This is a genomic window from Halorubrum laminariae (genome assembly GCF_024494655.1).
GTDB lineage: Archaea > Halobacteriota > Halobacteria > Halobacteriales > Haloferacaceae > Halorubrum > Halorubrum laminariae.
Genome location: NZ_JANHDL010000003.1, coordinates 138,817 through 153,542 on the forward strand (window position 1 = coordinate 138,817; position 14,726 = coordinate 153,542).

16 protein-coding genes and 1 CRISPR repeat array are annotated in these 14,726 nt (G+C 65.9%); of the genes, 4 read left to right on the plus strand and 12 right to left on the minus strand.

What is annotated here, in order from left to right; all coding sequences use genetic code 11:
• Positions 1-25: 25 nt before the first annotated feature.
• Positions 26-2,365 (minus strand): DUF7527 domain-containing protein, encoded by a 2,340-nt coding sequence (locus NO887_RS06785; protein ID WP_256417720.1) that lies wholly within the window; start codon positions 2,363-2,365, stop codon positions 26-28.
• Positions 2,366-2,448: 83 nt separating this feature from the next.
• Entirely contained in the window at positions 2,449-2,934 is a 486-nt protein-coding gene (locus NO887_RS06790) for an NUDIX hydrolase (protein WP_256417721.1), read from the minus strand.
• Between the two features lie 3 nt (positions 2,935-2,937).
• Here NO887_RS06790 and NO887_RS06795 point away from each other — a divergent pair, with 3 nt between their 5' ends.
• Positions 2,938-3,135 carry a hypothetical protein gene (locus NO887_RS06795; protein WP_256417722.1) on the plus strand — a complete coding sequence of 66 codons (198 nt, stop codon included), beginning with the start codon at positions 2,938-2,940 and terminating at the stop codon, positions 3,133-3,135.
• A 40-nt stretch (positions 3,136-3,175) separates the two neighbouring features.
• The gene (locus NO887_RS06800; RefSeq protein WP_256417723.1) at positions 3,176-3,658 is read left to right on the plus strand and encodes a cupin domain-containing protein; all 483 of its coding nucleotides are present in this window, start codon (positions 3,176-3,178) and stop codon (positions 3,656-3,658) included.
• A 49-nt stretch (positions 3,659-3,707) separates the two neighbouring features.
• Here the strand turns inward: NO887_RS06800 and NO887_RS06805 are convergent, their stop codons facing one another.
• Positions 3,708-4,679 (minus strand): transcription initiation factor IIB, encoded by a 972-nt coding sequence (locus NO887_RS06805; RefSeq protein ID WP_256417724.1) that lies wholly within the window; start codon positions 4,677-4,679, stop codon positions 3,708-3,710.
• 316 nt (positions 4,680-4,995) lie between these two features.
• Here NO887_RS06805 and NO887_RS06810 point away from each other — a divergent pair, with 316 nt between their 5' ends.
• Both NO887_RS06810 and NO887_RS06815 read left to right on the plus strand, forming a co-directional pair.
• Entirely contained in the window at positions 4,996-6,180 is a 1,185-nt protein-coding gene (locus NO887_RS06810) for a M24 family metallopeptidase (RefSeq protein WP_256417725.1), read from the plus strand.
• Between the two features lie 114 nt (positions 6,181-6,294).
• The gene (locus tag NO887_RS06815; RefSeq protein ID WP_256417726.1) at positions 6,295-7,479 is read left to right on the plus strand and encodes an MFS transporter; all 1,185 of its coding nucleotides are present in this window, start codon (positions 6,295-6,297) and stop codon (positions 7,477-7,479) included.
• Between the two features lie 43 nt (positions 7,480-7,522).
• On the opposite strand, the gene NO887_RS06820 is transcribed toward NO887_RS06815, so the two are convergent.
• From NO887_RS06820 to NO887_RS06860, 9 genes are all read right to left on the minus strand, one after another.
• Entirely contained in the window at positions 7,523-7,759 is a 237-nt protein-coding gene (locus NO887_RS06820) for a DUF7120 family protein (RefSeq protein WP_092566076.1), read from the minus strand.
• A 57-nt stretch (positions 7,760-7,816) separates the two neighbouring features.
• Positions 7,817-8,419, minus strand: coding sequence for a CDP-alcohol phosphatidyltransferase family protein (locus NO887_RS06825; protein ID WP_256417727.1), 603 nt, complete (start codon positions 8,417-8,419; stop codon positions 7,817-7,819).
• Positions 8,416-9,006: an adenylate kinase family protein gene (locus NO887_RS06830; protein ID WP_256417728.1), complete on the minus strand. Its 591-nt coding sequence runs from the start codon at positions 9,004-9,006 to the stop codon at positions 8,416-8,418. Before NO887_RS06830 ends, NO887_RS06825 begins: the two co-directional genes overlap by 4 nt.
• A complete protein-coding gene (gene hisC / locus NO887_RS06835) occupies positions 9,003-10,097 on the minus strand; it encodes a histidinol-phosphate transaminase (protein ID WP_256417729.1) in 1,095 nt (364 codons plus the stop codon). The genes NO887_RS06830 and hisC overlap by 4 nt, the downstream gene beginning before the upstream one ends.
• A gap of 83 nt (positions 10,098-10,180) precedes the next feature.
• Positions 10,181-10,363 carry a DUF7511 domain-containing protein gene (locus NO887_RS06840; protein WP_256417730.1) on the minus strand — a complete coding sequence of 61 codons (183 nt, stop codon included), beginning with the start codon at positions 10,361-10,363 and terminating at the stop codon, positions 10,181-10,183.
• A gap of 127 nt (positions 10,364-10,490) precedes the next feature.
• On the minus strand, positions 10,491-11,309 hold the full coding sequence (gene hisF / locus NO887_RS06845; protein WP_256417731.1) for an imidazole glycerol phosphate synthase subunit HisF: 819 nt from the start codon (positions 11,307-11,309) through the stop codon (positions 10,491-10,493).
• A 162-nt stretch (positions 11,310-11,471) separates the two neighbouring features.
• Positions 11,472-12,813: a CRISPR direct-repeat array (repeat unit 30 nt; unit sequence GCTTCAACCCCACGAGGGTTCGTCTGAAAC).
• A 103-nt stretch (positions 12,814-12,916) separates the two neighbouring features.
• The gene (cas2, locus tag NO887_RS06850) at positions 12,917-13,177 is read right to left on the minus strand and encodes a CRISPR-associated endonuclease Cas2 (protein ID WP_256417732.1); all 261 of its coding nucleotides are present in this window, start codon (positions 13,175-13,177) and stop codon (positions 12,917-12,919) included.
• A gap of 1 nt (position 13,178) precedes the next feature.
• Entirely contained in the window at positions 13,179-14,174 is a 996-nt protein-coding gene (cas1b, locus tag NO887_RS06855) for a type I-B CRISPR-associated endonuclease Cas1b (protein ID WP_256417733.1), read from the minus strand.
• Between the two features lie 2 nt (positions 14,175-14,176).
• Positions 14,177-14,725 (minus strand): CRISPR-associated protein Cas4, encoded by a 549-nt coding sequence (locus tag NO887_RS06860; RefSeq protein WP_256418006.1) that lies wholly within the window; start codon positions 14,723-14,725, stop codon positions 14,177-14,179.
• Position 14,726: the final 1 nt, after the last annotated feature.

Below are 14,726 nucleotides of genomic sequence, written 5' to 3' on the forward strand. Positions count from 1 at the left end.
TCTCCGTCTTCGACACTCGCACCACTCAGAGGTCAGGGACCGTCATGTGGAAGCCGCCGTCGCGAGCCTCGACGAGACAGAGGTGGTAGCCGCGCTTGCGCGAGAGCTTCACAAAGCTCGCGCGCTTGGACCGACTGAACAGTCCGCCGCCGACGGCGTCGCTCGCGGTCTCCAGTGCGCCCGGCTCGAAGAAACTCTCCGTCACTGCGAACGCGGCCGCGAACGGATCGTTCGACTCCGCGATGTCCCGACCGTTCGACACGAGCGACTCTAGCGTTCCCTCCGCGGTCGGGTCGCGGCTGTCGTTGAGGTCGGCGACGAACAGCGGGTTCCCCATCCGATCGCGTAAGACGAGGTCGAACTGTCGCTGTTCGCGGGTCTCTTCGCCGCCCTCGCGGATCGCTATCGACACCGAGCCGCCGATCTCGGCGCGGTCGATTTCGGGGAGCGCGTCGTACAGGTCGCGGAGCACGCTCTGGCTGCCGGTCTCGCTCACCTCGAACGGGAGATCCTCCACGAGCCACCGGGTGAAGCCGTACTCGATCGTGTCTCGCAGGAACTCCTCGTACGGTCGCCCCTCGACTGCGAGCCCCTCCGTCTCGAAGCTCGTGTGGTGTTCGATCCGGAGGTTCTCCCGGAGGGAATCCCGGTCGACCGCGCCGTCGTGTGCGTCTTCGAGGGTCGCGCCGCCCTTGGAGTCGTACCGGACGAACAGGTTCGTCCCCTCACGGGCCTCGGCCGCCGACAGGTTCCGATCGCTCTCCGGGAGCCGGTCACGGACGGCCGACAGCTCCTCGCGGAGCCGGTCGCGCTCCTCGCGGATCGTCGACAGCTCGGATTCGAGCCCCTCGACCTCGGCGGCGAGGTCGTCGCGCTCGTCAGCGATCTCGTCGCGTTTGGCCGCGAGCCTGTCTCGTTCGGTCTCAAGCGACTCTCGGGCCTCGGTCGCCGTTTCGAGCGCCGATTCGAGTTCGCGGATCCGTGATGCGGCCCGTTCGGCGGACGGGGCGGCCGACCCGCGACTCGTTGACCGCTGTGTCACCGCGGCGCTGTTGGATCCGGTTTGCTCGGTCGCTCTCGGTTCAGCCGAGCCGTTCTCGCCCCCGTTCGTCGCGCCCGGCTCGCGGTCGTGCTCCGGCGGCGGGCTCGCCTCGCTTGGGTCGAGCGCCGGTATCGACTTCTGCTCGCGCCACTGCTCCTCCTCGGAGAAGACGTCTTCGTCTGCGGGCGACGACGCGGATTGTTCGCCGTCCGATGGGCTCCGATCACGGCGATCCGTCCCGGTCTCTGACCGCACCGGTGACCGATCCGACTCCGCGTCTGCGGCCGTCGAACCGCGGTTGCCGGCTCCGTCACGGTCCGTCTCGGATGTATCGTGCTCGCTACCGGACGCGCGAGCGTCGGCATCGCTGGCAGTCGCGTCGGCGTCTGCGCTGTCGTCGGCGTCACGTCCGTCGTTTACGGCGTCTACACCGGTGTTCCCGTCGTCTACGGCGTCTACGTCGTCTGTATCGGAATCGGATACCCCGTCAGCGTCGGCCGCCACCTCCGCCGTTTCTTCGGTTCCCGTTTCTTCGGTTCCCGTTTCGTCAGACTCCATCTCGTCACCCCCCGTCTCATCGGCCGACGGGTCCGCCACGACGGGATCTGGAGTCGTTTCTGTCGCCCCCGGGGACGAGTTGGAGGCCGCCTCCGCGTCTACACGCACCTCGTCCGTCGCGGTCGGTTCCGCCTCGGTCACCGCGGCTCCCGGTCCGGCCGCCGCCGATCCGGAGTCCGTCACCTCGCCGTCCGCGTCACCTGTCGCGCCGCTCGTCGCGTCGTCGCCGGTCGGCAACTCGCGAACGTCGAGGTCGACCTCGTAGACGGTGTAGATCCCGACCTCGTCGTCGGCCAGATCGAAGGCGTCGTCGCCGGTTTCGAGCCGGCGCGAGTTGCCCACGTACGCCGCCGACATCGACTCGCCGGCAGTGTAGGTAACGTAGTAGTCGCCCGAGAGCACGTTCTCGGACAGCTCGACGTAGCCGGTGTAGCCTCCTTGCGAGAGCTTGCGATCTGCCTCCGAGAGCGGCGTGTCGTTCGTGTAGTACTGCGCCCGCGGCTCGCCGCCCCGCTCCTGCATGGCGAAAAGCACCGGCAGGACCTCATGCGGAGCCTCGTAGACGGTCCCGGACGCGTCCGCGAACCCATCGAGATCGCCGTCGGCGACCCCGACCACGCGGCCCTCGAACACGAACAGCCACGCCACGCCGTCGGTCACCGCGCCGGAGAACTCCCGGTCGACGAGACCCGCCAGTCCGGCGAACCCGTCCGAGAACTCGCGGGCGTCCCACTCGGTGATCTCCGCTCTTCGCTGTGCGTCCATCTTGGACGTACGTCGCCCGCTTTGACCCATATAGCTTCCGGACTGTGAGACGGCCGTCTGACACCGGAGCGGGGTTCAAATCCTCACCGCGATCGCGACGCGTCGCCGACGGTCGCGATCGCCTCGCGTCCGAGGTCAATCACGTCCGGCTGGAGGTCGCTCGCCGCCAGTTCTTCGGCGGTGAACCAGCGCCAGTCGGCGGCGTCAGCCTCGTTGTCGCCGCGCGGCGCGATCTCGCGCGAATCGACGCGAGCGAAGTAGAGGTGATCGACGTGCTGGTGCCCCACGGACCCGTCCTCGTGGACGTTGATGTCGTGAAGCAGCAGATGCGCGGGCTCGGGGATACCGCGGGTGTTCGGGCCGGAGACGGCCGACTCGCTCGCGACCAACTCGGCCGCGAGACCCGTCTCCTCGCGAACCTCCCGTAGCGCGGCCTCGTGCGGCAGTTCGTCTCGGTCGACGTGCCCGCCGGGCGGGAGTCGGACGCCGAGCCGCTCGTGCTCGTGGAGCGCGGTGGCACCGGCGTTGACGACGTACGTCGTCGCCGTGAAGTGACGCGTGGTCTCCATACCGTGGGATGGGCGCACGCTGCCTTCGCGGTTTCGACCGACGGTTGGTCGCGGATGACGGACGGCCACGGACAGGCGACGGCCACGGACAGGCGACGGCCACGGACGGACGACGGCCACGGACGGACGACGGCCACGGACTGGCGACGGTCGCGAAGGGGCGACAGTCGCGGACGGTCGATGCCCGCCGACCGGAGCTGACGACGAGAAGACCTTTGCCGCCGCCGCGCGATCGGACATCATGGCGCGCGTTAACGCGGATGAACTCGCGTGGAGCGAGCCGGACGACGACGCGGCCGGCTGGCGTCGGAAGCGACTCGGGGCGGCGGCCGGCGGGAACGCCCTCGGCTGCAGCCTCTACGAGCTTCCGCCCGGAGAACGCTCGTGGCCTTACCACTATCACACTGCGAACGAAGAGGCGCTGTACGTCCTCGCCGGGGAGGGCCGCCTCCGGCTCGACGGCGAGTCTCACCCCCTCCGGGCGGACGACTACGTCGCGTTCCCGGCCGACGAGTCGGGCGCGCACCGAGTCGTCAACGACGGCGACGCGACGCTGCGATACTTGGTCGTCTCGACGATGCGCGAGCCGGACGTGACGGTGTATCCGGACTCCGGGAAGTTCGGCGTGTACGTCGGGTCGCCGCCCGGCGGTCGAGCCGAGCGGACGCTCGACGGGTACTACCGGATCGGCGACGACGTGGACTACTGGGACTGCGAGCGATAGCGATCGAGTTCGGTCGAACTGCGGGCGCGGCGGTGATAACAGGGAACGGTCAGTTCAATGCGACGCCGTCTTCGGCCTCAAGCAGCTCGTGGTAGCGGTTTCGGATGGTGACCTCGCTGATGTTTGCCACCTCGCTGACATCGCTTTGGGTCACCTTCTCGTTCACCAAGAGGGAGGCGGCGTACACGGCGGCGGCGGCAAGGCCGACCGGGGATTTCCCCGAGTGGATCCCCTCGGCCTTTGCGGTGTCGAGGAGCGACCGCGCCCGGCGTTCGGCCTCGTCTGAGAGCCCGAGATCGGACGCGAACCGCGGCACGTAGCTCCCGGGATCCGCGGGCTGAATCTCTAGTTTTAGCTCACGAACGACGTAGCGGTACGTCCGCGCGATCTCGTCTTTTTCGACTCGCGAGACGGCCGCGATCTCGTCGAGGCTCCGCGGCGTGCCGGCCTGTCGCGCGGCAGCGTATAGCGACGACGTGGAGACGCCTTCGATCGAGCGTCCCGGGAGGAGGTCCTCGTCGAGCGCACGACGGTAGATGACCGAGGCGGTCTCGCGGACGTTGTCCGGGAGTCCAAGCGCCGAGGCCATCCGATCGATTTCGCCGAGCGCCTGTTTCAGGTTTCGCTCCTTCGAGTCGCGCGTGCGGAACCGCTCGTTCCACGTGCGCAGGCGCTGCATCTTCTCGCGCTGCCGGCTCGACAGCGACTTCCCGTAGGCGTCTTTGTCCTGCCAGCCGATGTTGGTGGAGAGCCCCTTGTCGTGCATCATGTTCGTCGTCGGGGCACCCACGCGCGACTTGTTGTCCTTCTCTTTAGAGTCGAACGCGCGCCACTCCGGCCCGCGGTCGATCTCGTCTTCCTCGACGACGAGCCCGCAGTCAACACAGACCGTCTCGCCGTGTTCTGTGTCGGTTGCGAGCTGGCCGCCGCACTCAGGGCAGCGTAGCTCCTCGTCGGCCGATTCAGTTTCCGACTCGTCGCGTACCTGCTCCGCCGTATACGTTCGAACGTTTTCGCTCATTGGGTTGTGTCAGGTGGAGGGAACGCAGGGGACCGAGAGACGCGTTTCGGTTACTTATCCTCACTCTCGGATACGGTCCCGATACATTTAAACCTTCGTCTGGATCTCTCTATCCGATAATACGCCGCAGAACACGGTGAAAACCTCGTTTATTCGAGTTTTTTGTGTGCCAAATATCCGATCCAGATCCGGTCGAAGATGGCTGCGGTCGGACGAGAGTCTAGTATAAATACGTTTCGCGGTCGCGGGTCGCTTCCGCCGCTTCAGTGAGACCCGGCAGGGCAACCGATTTCACGATCGGCCGACCAGAGTGCGTATGAACCGCGCGCGCCTCGACGCCCGCCTCGCCGACCTCGACACAGACGGGTATCTGCTCGACGCCGACCAAGACGACGCCAACCAGCTGTACCTCTCCGGGTTCACCGGTCCCGATCCGTTCTTGACGCTGTACGTCGACGGCGAGGTCCACCTGCTCGTCTCGGGGCTCGAATACGGTCGCGCCCGGTCGGAGTCGGCGGCTGACACCGTCGAGCGCCACGCCGACTACGACTACGACTACGGCGGCCGCGAGGCCCGACTCGACATGTACGCCGCCTTCGTTCGTGACAAGGGCGCGGAGTCAGTGTCGATGCCGCCGCGCGCGCCCGTCGGCACCGCGGACGCACTCCGTGAGCGCGGGATCGATGTCGTCGTCGACGGCGAGGACCGACTCCGCGATGTCCGCGCGGTGAAGACCGACGACGAGATCGCGTCTATCCGCGAGGCCCAGCGCGCCAACGAGGCGGCCATGCGATCCGCGGAGGCGCTCCTCGCCGGGGCCGACGTGGCGGGCGAGTCGCGTGCGGCAGCCGACGACATCGAGCCTGGGACGCTGCTGGTCGACGGCGAATCCCTCACGAGCGAGCGCGTCGCCGAGGAGATCGAGGTGACGCTGCTCCGCCACGGCTGCGCGCTCGACGAGACGATCGTCGCCGGCGGCGCGCAGGCCGCGGACCCCCACGACCGCGGCTCCGGGCCGCTCCGCGCGAACGAGGCGATCATCGTCGACATCTTCCCGCGCTCGAAGGCGACGAAGTACAACGCCGACATGACTCGCACCTTCTGCGTCGGCGAGCCGCCAGCCGTGCTCCGCGAGTGGTACGACCTCACCGAGCGCGCGCTCGACGCCGCGCTCGACGCCGTCGAACCGGGTGCCACCGGCTCGGACGTGCACGCCGCGGCCTGCGAGGTGTACGAGAAGGCGGGCGAGCCGACGTTCCGGACCGACCCCGAGACGGAGACCGGGTTCATCCACTCGACGGGCCACGGGATCGGCCTCGCCGTCCACGAGGATCCCCGGCTGGCGAGCGGCGGCGGCGAACTGGAGCCGGGCCACGTGATCACCGTCGAGCCCGGGCTCTACGATCCCGACGTGGGCGGAGTCAGGATCGAGGACCTCGTCGTCGTCACCGACGATGGCTACGACAACTACACGGACTACCCGATCGAGTTCGTCGTCTAGTCGCCTCGCTGCGGTGGACGTGATACCGCTATTGTCGGCGCGAGCGCCCCGTCCAGATCCGGATCCGTCGGCCGCGATCGGAACCGGCTTTCGGCGGGATGTCGCACGACGACCGTGAACTGGCGGTACGAACACACGGCGCTCGCGCTCTGCACGCTCGCGTTCACCGCGACGATGGTCGCTCGGCTGGTCATCAGCCCGCTGGTCCCGGCGATCACGACGCGGTTCGGCGTGACGAACGCGACCGTCGGGCTCGCGCTCTCGGGAATGTGGCTCGCGTACGCGCTCGCGCAGTTTCCGTCCGGACTCCTCGGCGACCGATACGGGGAGCGGCGAGTCATCCTGACGGCCCTCAGTGCCACCGCCGTCGCCTCGGTACTGATCGCGACCGCGCCGTCGATCGGCGTCTTCGCGCTGTTCACCGTCGCCCTCGGCGCGGGTGCGGGGCTCCACTACTCGGTGGCGACCACCTTCCTCACGCGCCAGTTCGACGACATCGGTCGGGCCATCGGCGTCCACGTCGCCGGCGGTCCGGTAGCGGGCCTCGCCGCGCCGCCGCTCGCCGCCCTCGTCGGCTCTCGGTACGGCTGGCGCGCGGGGATCCTCCTCGGGACCACCGTCGCCGTGCCCGTCTTCGCGCTGTTCGCGTGGCGGGTGCGACCCACACCGCCAGTCAACCCGGGCCAGCCCGTCCGTGACCGACTCGCGGTCGGCCCCCTCGCCGAACTTCTCTCGCGCCCCTCGATACGGTACACGACCGCGATCGCGACGATGGGCGCGTTCTCGTGGCAGGCCACCGCCTCCTTCCTCCCGACGTTCCTCGACGTGGGAAGCGGACTGTCGACGGCGCTGTCCGCGCTGCTGTTCTCGCTGTACTTCGTCGTCCACGGCGGCACGCAGCCGGTGACGGGTTCCCTTTCAGACCGGATCGGTCGCGACGCGACCGCGATGGTGACGATGGCGTCCGGCGTCGTCGGCTACGGCCTGCTCGTCGCGACCGCGCGCTTCGATCTCGGTCTCGCGCCGACCGTCGTCGCCGTCGGTTTCGTCGGCGTCGCGATGTCGTGGGGAGCACCGATCCAGTCGCGGTTCATGGACCTGCTCTCGGACACCGAACGCGGTGCGGGGTTCGGGCTCGTCCGCACGGTCTACATGACGGTCGGGGCGTCCGGCAGCGTCGTCGTCGGCTTCGTCTCCGACGCCGCCGGATGGGCTCCCGCGTTCGCGCTTCTCGCCGGCGTGATGGCGCTCGCGCTAACCGCGCTGCTGACGAACCGGCTGCTCGGTGGACGGTTCTGATCGGAAACGAACGAAAACGAACGCCGCGGATCGACGGCGGGAGCTAGAGCCGATCGTCTTCGAGGCTGCCCGGGTCCTCTGCGGTGTCGAACATATTGTTTTCCGCCCCGTCGAGCATCTCGTCTCGGGGCTCGTCGTCGACGACGCTCACGTTGTACGCCTCGATACCGGAGGCGATGAGGTCCTCTGCGGCCTGCTCTTCGGAGACGAACTCTTGGTCTGCGAGCTGTTGGAACTCCGCGTACACGTCGTCCGAGAGATTGAGTTCGAAGGTGGGCATACCCCCCCGTTCCGGCCGGATGCTTTTAAACATTCCTTCGACGGCGGCGACGATGGCTTATAAATCGCGCCACGCGCCGAGAAACCGCTGGACGGCCGTCAGGTGGCCGACCGCGGCGAACAGCGCGAGCAGGAGATCGACGACGGAGTAGCCGGCGACGATCGGCGCGGGGTAGACGGCGGCGACGAGACCGACGACGCCCATCAGCGCGAGGCGGTCGGCGCGGCCGAGCAGCCCGCCGTACTCGCGCCCGATGCCGACCGCCTGTATCTGCGTGCCCATGTAGGAGGTCATCAGGACGCCCGTCACCGCGAGAAAGCCCAGCGCGTAGGCGTCGACGCCCGCGGTGAATCCCGCGATGATCGCGATGTCGGCGTACCGGTCGAGGACGTGGTCGAGGAGGTCGCCGCCGTCGGAGGCGACGTCGAGCCGGCGCGCGAGCGCGCCGTCGACGAGGTCGAGCCACCCGTTGAGGAGGACGCAGGCGGCACCGGCGGCGTAGAACGCGGCCGTTCCGACCGCGAATGCACCGCCGCCGGCGACCGCGACGCCGAACGCGACGACGCTCACCTGATCGGGCGAGAGCCCGAGCTTCGCGGCCGCGGTCACCCACGGGCCGAGCAGCCTGTCCGCCACCGATCGGTACCGATCGAGCGTCATCCGTCGCCTCGACTCTCGCCGCCGCCTCCGATATACTCGATGAAGTCCACGGTGCCCGCGCTCGGCTCGCGGTCGCCCTCGACGACCGCGCGGATCGCCGCGGCGACGGACTCGGGATCGGCGTCGGTCGTGTCGATCTCGTAGACGCTCTCTTGCCCGTGTTCTGCGACCGCCTCTGAGAGGATCACGTCGAGCGCCTCGCTCTCCGCATTTTCCTCGGCGGTCGCCGCCGACTCCCCGCGCTCGCGGAGCCGCCGCTCGACCGTCTCGGGATGACAGCGCAACACGACGACTCGGTCGACGTCGAACCGATGTGCCAGATGCGAGTCGAGGACGCCGGACCAGTCGCCGAGGCGCTCGCGGATTGCCTCCAGATCCGCGACCAGCGTGTCCCGGTCGGCGTCGCGTTCCGTCCACAGGTCGTCGTCGTCTTTGATCCGATCGTTGAGGTGGGTCACGTCGTACGCGTCGTCGAGCAGCGCCGTCGCCGTCGATTTCCCGGTTCCCGGCGTTCCGGTGACGGCGACGCGGTCGGCTCGGCCGCGATCGGAATCGGGGCCGGACGCGGATCGCTCGTCGTCGGTCACGCGCGAACACCGAGGTCGAGTTCGGCGAGAATCTCGTTGAGCGTCTCAACCGCCTCGGGCGTCTCCGTGCGGGTTCCGGTCGAGATCCGGATATGCTCGGGGAGGCCAAAGGAGGTGCAGTCGCGGATGATCACGCCGCGCTCCTGTGCCGCGTCCGCGACGCGTTCGGCGTCACCCACCCGGGCCAACACGAAGTTCCCCGCGGAGTCGACGGTCGGCGCGTCGAGTTCGTCCGTGATGTACTCGCGCGCCCACCGCGCCGTCTCGACCGACTCCGCGACGTGCGCTTCGTCGTCGAGCGCGGCGAGCGCGGCGCGACACGCCAACTCGTTCGCGGCGAAGGGGGTGTTGACGCGGGCGTATGCCTCGCCCCACGACTCGGGCACAACGCTGTAGCCGATCCGGAGTCCCGCGAGCCCGTACGCCTTCGAGAAGGTGCGCAGCACCGCCACGTCGTCGCGTTCGTCGACGAGCGGGATCGCGCTGTCGATCTCGGCGAACTCCCCGTACGCCTCGTCCACGACGACGAGCGTCTCCGGAGCGGTCGCGTCCGCGAGCGTCTCGATCGCCGAGAGCGACATCGTCGCCCCAGTGGGGTTGTGCGGCGAGGTGACGTAGACGATCCGCTCGCTGCCGTAGGCTTCGAGCACCGTCTCCGCGTCCTGCGCGAACCCGTCGGTCGGGTCGAGTTCGTACTCGGCCACGTCGCCGTGGTGGTACCGCGCGGACATCGCGTAGTACGCGAAGCCGGGGTTCGGAACGAGTACCGCGTCGCCGGGCGAAATCGCCGCCCGCGAGAGATAGTCGATGGAGCCGTCTGCGCCCGGTGAGACCCACACCTGCTCCGGCTCAACATTCCACTTCTCGGCGAGCTTCACGGTCAGGTCCGTGTGCGAGGACTTGGGATACTGGTGGACTCGGTCGGCGTGCTCGCGGATCGCCTCGACCGCCGCCGGACTCGGTCCGTGCGGGTTCTCGTTCGAGGAGAGTTTGATCAGGTCGTCGGGGTCGAGCCCGCGCTCGCGGGCCACCTCCTCGACCCCCCGACCGGGCACGTACGGCGAGTGATCGGAGAGATCTCGTGGATGCATGGGGACGTATCCGAGCGGGCCGCTCTTAAGGATGGCCGAACGGGTCGGGCGACGGGATCTGCCGTCGCGGCCCGACTCGGGGGCTACCGCCACTCGGACCGCGGCACGCAGTCGGACTCGCTGACCGTGATCCAGCGCGTGGTCCGGTCGTCGGGATCGCGCTCCCTCTCGAAGAACGTCACCTCTCCGCTCGCGTCGGCGTCGTCGGTCCGCTTGCAGACGAGCTCCGGGGGCTCGGCACGCACACGCGTCGGTGACGTGGACATACGTACCGATTTAGTCGGGATCACATAATAACTGTTGATTTCGGGTCGGAAGAACGAGAACAACGATGAGTTCTGTCCGAGATCGTCACTACACCCGGAGTATCAAGTATCGCTCTCGTCCGGCGCGCTACAGCCGAACCGGGACGCCGCGCTCGTCGAGGTACGCCTTCGTCTCCTCGATCGAGTAGTCGCCGAAGTGGAAGATGGAGGCGGCGAGACCGGCGTCGGCGTTCGCTTCGGTGAACACCTCGTACATGTCTTCCGGGCCGCCACAGCCCGAAGAGGCGATAACGGGCGTCGAGACGGCGTCACAGATCGCGGCCATCAGCGGGATGTCGTACCCGTTTTTCGTCCCGTCCTTGTCGATCGAGTTGACGAACAGCTCGCCCGCGCCGCGCTCCTCGGCCTCTCTCGCCCACGAGACGGCGTCGATACCGGTTCCCTCCCGGCCGCCCTTCTTCGTGCACTCGAACCACACCGTCTCGCCGTTGTCGTCCTCGTAGAAGTGGTCGCCTGCGTCGTCATATCTCCGGCGCGCGTCGACGGAGATGACGATACACTGGCTGCCAAACGCGGCTGCTCCCTCTTCGATGAGTTCGGGCCGCTCTAAGGCACCGGTCGTGATGGAGACCTTGTCAGCACCGGCCCGCAACGTCTCTTTGATGTCGGCTTTCGTCCGGATGCCGCCGCCGACCGTGAGGGGGATGAAACACTCGTCGGCGACCGCGTTCACCACATCGAGCATCGTCTCGCGCCCCTCCGCGCTCGCGGTGATGTCGAGAAAGACGAACTCGTCCGCACCGGCGGCGTTATACTTCTTCGCCAGTTCGACCGGGTCACCGGTGTACTCTAGGTTCTCGAAGTTGACGCCCGTGTACACCGCCGCGTCGCCGTCGGCGTCGAGGTCGACGTCGATACAAGGAATAATGCGCTTCGTGAGTCCCATCTGTTGCCAGCAGTTGACGACGCTGGCGGTTAAAATGCGCGGGGGCCGTCGGGGGCGATGTTAAATTAAGAACGAGGCGTCGCGTTTCGAATGGTCTATATCTGAATCCAACCGCCTCGACGGCTGTACAGGATGGATCGACTTGGAGTTTGTGGAGCGAGAGCCGACACCCCACGAGGGTTCGTCTGAAAGCCAGGCGTCGGGGCGCACACCCCGGCGTCGTCTTTGCTTCAACCCCACGAGGGTTCGTCTGAAAGAAGGGTGGCGGGCGACTCCCGCGGCACGCTCAAGAAGCTTCAACCCCACGAGGGTTCGTCTGAAAGTGGTCAATCGTGATGTGGCGCTTGTCGTGGGCGGTGCTTCAACCCCACGAGGGTTCGTCTGAAACCGACGGCTCACCGTTACGGTTAAGCCGTCGTCGCGAGCTTCAACCCCACGAGGGTTCGTCTGAAACCGCGTTCGGCGGCGTTCTCGCCGCCCGTCGTCTGTTGCTTCAACCCCACGAGGGTTCGTCTGAAACGAGTAGCCTGCCGCGCGACAGAGGCGGACAAACTTGCTTCAACCCCACGAGGGTTCGTCTGAAACTGCGCCGGGTCGGGCCGTCGGCCAGCGGCTCCTCGCGCTTCAACCCCACGAGGGTTCGTCTGAAACACGGAGGTTCAACGCGTCCGTCAACTCCTTGCGCTCGCTTCAACCCCACGAGGGTTCGTCTGAAACACTTATCCTGCCTACCAGCCGCCCCCCACACCCCCTGCTTCAACCCCACGAGGGTTCGTCTGAAACGTACACGACCTCGAAGACGTGGACGGAGAACACGACGCTTCAACCCCACGAGGGTTCGTCTGAAACGCGTCCGGCCGAACGTATCGGTGTGTTCCAGCGGGAGCTTCAACCCCACGAGGGTTCGTCTGAAACCACCATGCCAGCGCCAGCCCCACGTTCGCCTTGTTGCTTCAACCCCACGAGGGTTCGTCTGAAACCACCATGCCAGCGCCAGCCCCACGTTCGCCTTGTTGCTTCAACCCCACGAGGGTTCGTCTGAAACGAGTACCATATTAACATTTCACATCCGACGGTGGAAGGCTTCAACCCCACGAGGGTTCGTCTGAAACGCGTGACGATCCAGCGGGAGGCCGTGGTCGACCCCGCTTCAACCCCACGAGGGTTCGTCTGAAACCACTGCTCCCCGCGGGAGTCGGCCTCGGTCAGCTCGCTTCAACCCCACGAGGGTTCGTCTGAAACCTGGCCTGGCGCCGTCGCAGCGAGTCCACGCTCGTCGCTTCAACCCCACGAGGGTTCGTCTGAAACACGTCCGGGCTGTAGCTCCCGCGGTAGTGTTCGAGGCTTCAACCCCACGAGGGTTCGTCTGAAACCGGGCCGGCAGATTCGATTTCGACACCCTCGCTCGCGCTTCAACCCCACGAGGGTTCGTCTGAAACAACATGGCCGCCAGCAGCCCCATCGCGACGGCCGCGCTTCAACCCCACGAGGGTTCGTCTGAAACCATGCCCGATTTCCGGGACATACACCTGCTAACGTGTGGATACAGTAAAGGGCTTCCGTCAACCCTCAATAGACCGCGTCCCCCGTAGGGTCGACGGAACTGGCTATAGAAACCGCTGGTCTTCGGTTGGATCGACACCATACACCGTCCGATTGAGGAGTGTATCGGAGGATAATTCATAGATAATCGTGGATTCACCGGAGTTTAGCAGGTCATCGACCTCATTTTTCAGCGTAGCCAGATCGCCTTCTGAGATTTCACCTTCGAGTACGGAGTTCTGGACGTGGGTCAAGTACCGTCGACCGAGTTTGAGAGCCTTCTGTGTGCGGTCAGCCTCCAAATCGTAGACCATCACGACGTACATATCACCACCACCGTTGGAACGGATCGTATACCTCACCGGTGAGCAGATGTTTCTTCAGCTTGTACGCTTCGAGCCGCATCAGATATTGATAGCTGACCTTGCGATCCAGCGTCGGGTGCTCAACAGTCCGTTCCAGCGTTTCTTCGAATGCCTTCGTGTACGTTTTTCGTCCGGACTCGTTCAGCAAACAGGAGCCGAGTTCCGTCTCGAAATCGGCATCCGAAATCTGGTTTCGGTTCACCAGCCGGAACAGGACCCGATCAGCGAGCACCGGTTTGAACAGGTCGGCGATATCGAGCGACAACGAGTACCGTCGCTCCCCCGGCTCGTGGAGGTAGCTGATTGTCGGATCGAGTGCGGTGGCCCGGATCGCCGAGACGCAGTTAGCATAGACCAGTGAATTACCGAACGAAATGAGGCTGTTGATCTCGTTGGGTGGTGGGTTGTACTCCCGTCGGCTCAGCTGGAACTCGCTTGGAAGGATCTCGTTGAAACTCCGGTAATAGGCTTTTCTCGCCGTCGCCTCGACACCCAATAATTCATCGATAGGAAGTGATTCACCGACGCGTGCGGCCGCAGCCTCCAGATCATCGATGACATCATCGAGATCACACTCCCGGCCGTTGTAGTAGACGACGTTCGTCCGCATGTTGTGGATACTTCCCCTCACAATCGCGGCGGCGAGCTGTCGCCGATGCTTGCTATCCTCGTAGGCTCGAACTTGGTTAACGACGGTCTTACCCGAGGTCTGCCCGCGTTTCGGCATCACTGAACCCGAGTAGTAATCCTCCCAGCCGAAGACGTGGAGTGCGACTGTCCGATCGTTGAGAAACGACATCAGTCGCGTGTTGAAATCTATCTGGCCATGGAGGAAGAACGCCTCGGCGTTCTCAATTGGAATATACTTCTTCTCGCCCCCGTCGTCGGGAACGAGTCTGAGCGTGTCGTCGCTTCGTTCGAGTCGGCCGTCCGAAAAGACGTGGTAGTTTCGGTCCATGATTAACACCAACAGAAGTCGTGATACGCACACGAGTCACAGAAGGGTTTCTCCTCCGCCGGCGGCGGCGAGGACTGTTCAACGATGTCGTGAATCCCGCGGATCGCCGTTTCGACTTTTTCGATCCGTTCGTCGGTGAGGTCGACCGGCTCTCGCTTGCGTTCTCGGGGATGGGCTAAGACGCCATCCCGTTGGATGTCAGCCACACGGTCGAGATACCAGAGGTAGTACGACAACTGCATCTCTGCCGGCTCGGTCAGCGTCGAGGAAGGCTTGACCTCGACGACGCGACCGTCGTCCAACAGATCGAGTGATATCATCCCGAGATGGAGGTTCTCCCGTTTGTCGCTATAGGCCGTGTCGTCGACGCGAGTCCCGCGAACGACAGTCGGGTTCTCGCGGTCGATTTCGAGGTTTCGACTCTCGAACCAGAGTTCGCGCTTACAGACGTAGTAGTACTGCATCATCACGCCTGTAACGCGAAACGGCTCGTCGACCGGCTCGCCGCGGGCCGTTGCCAGCAGGCGGTCGACCGGATCGGTGTCGGACACT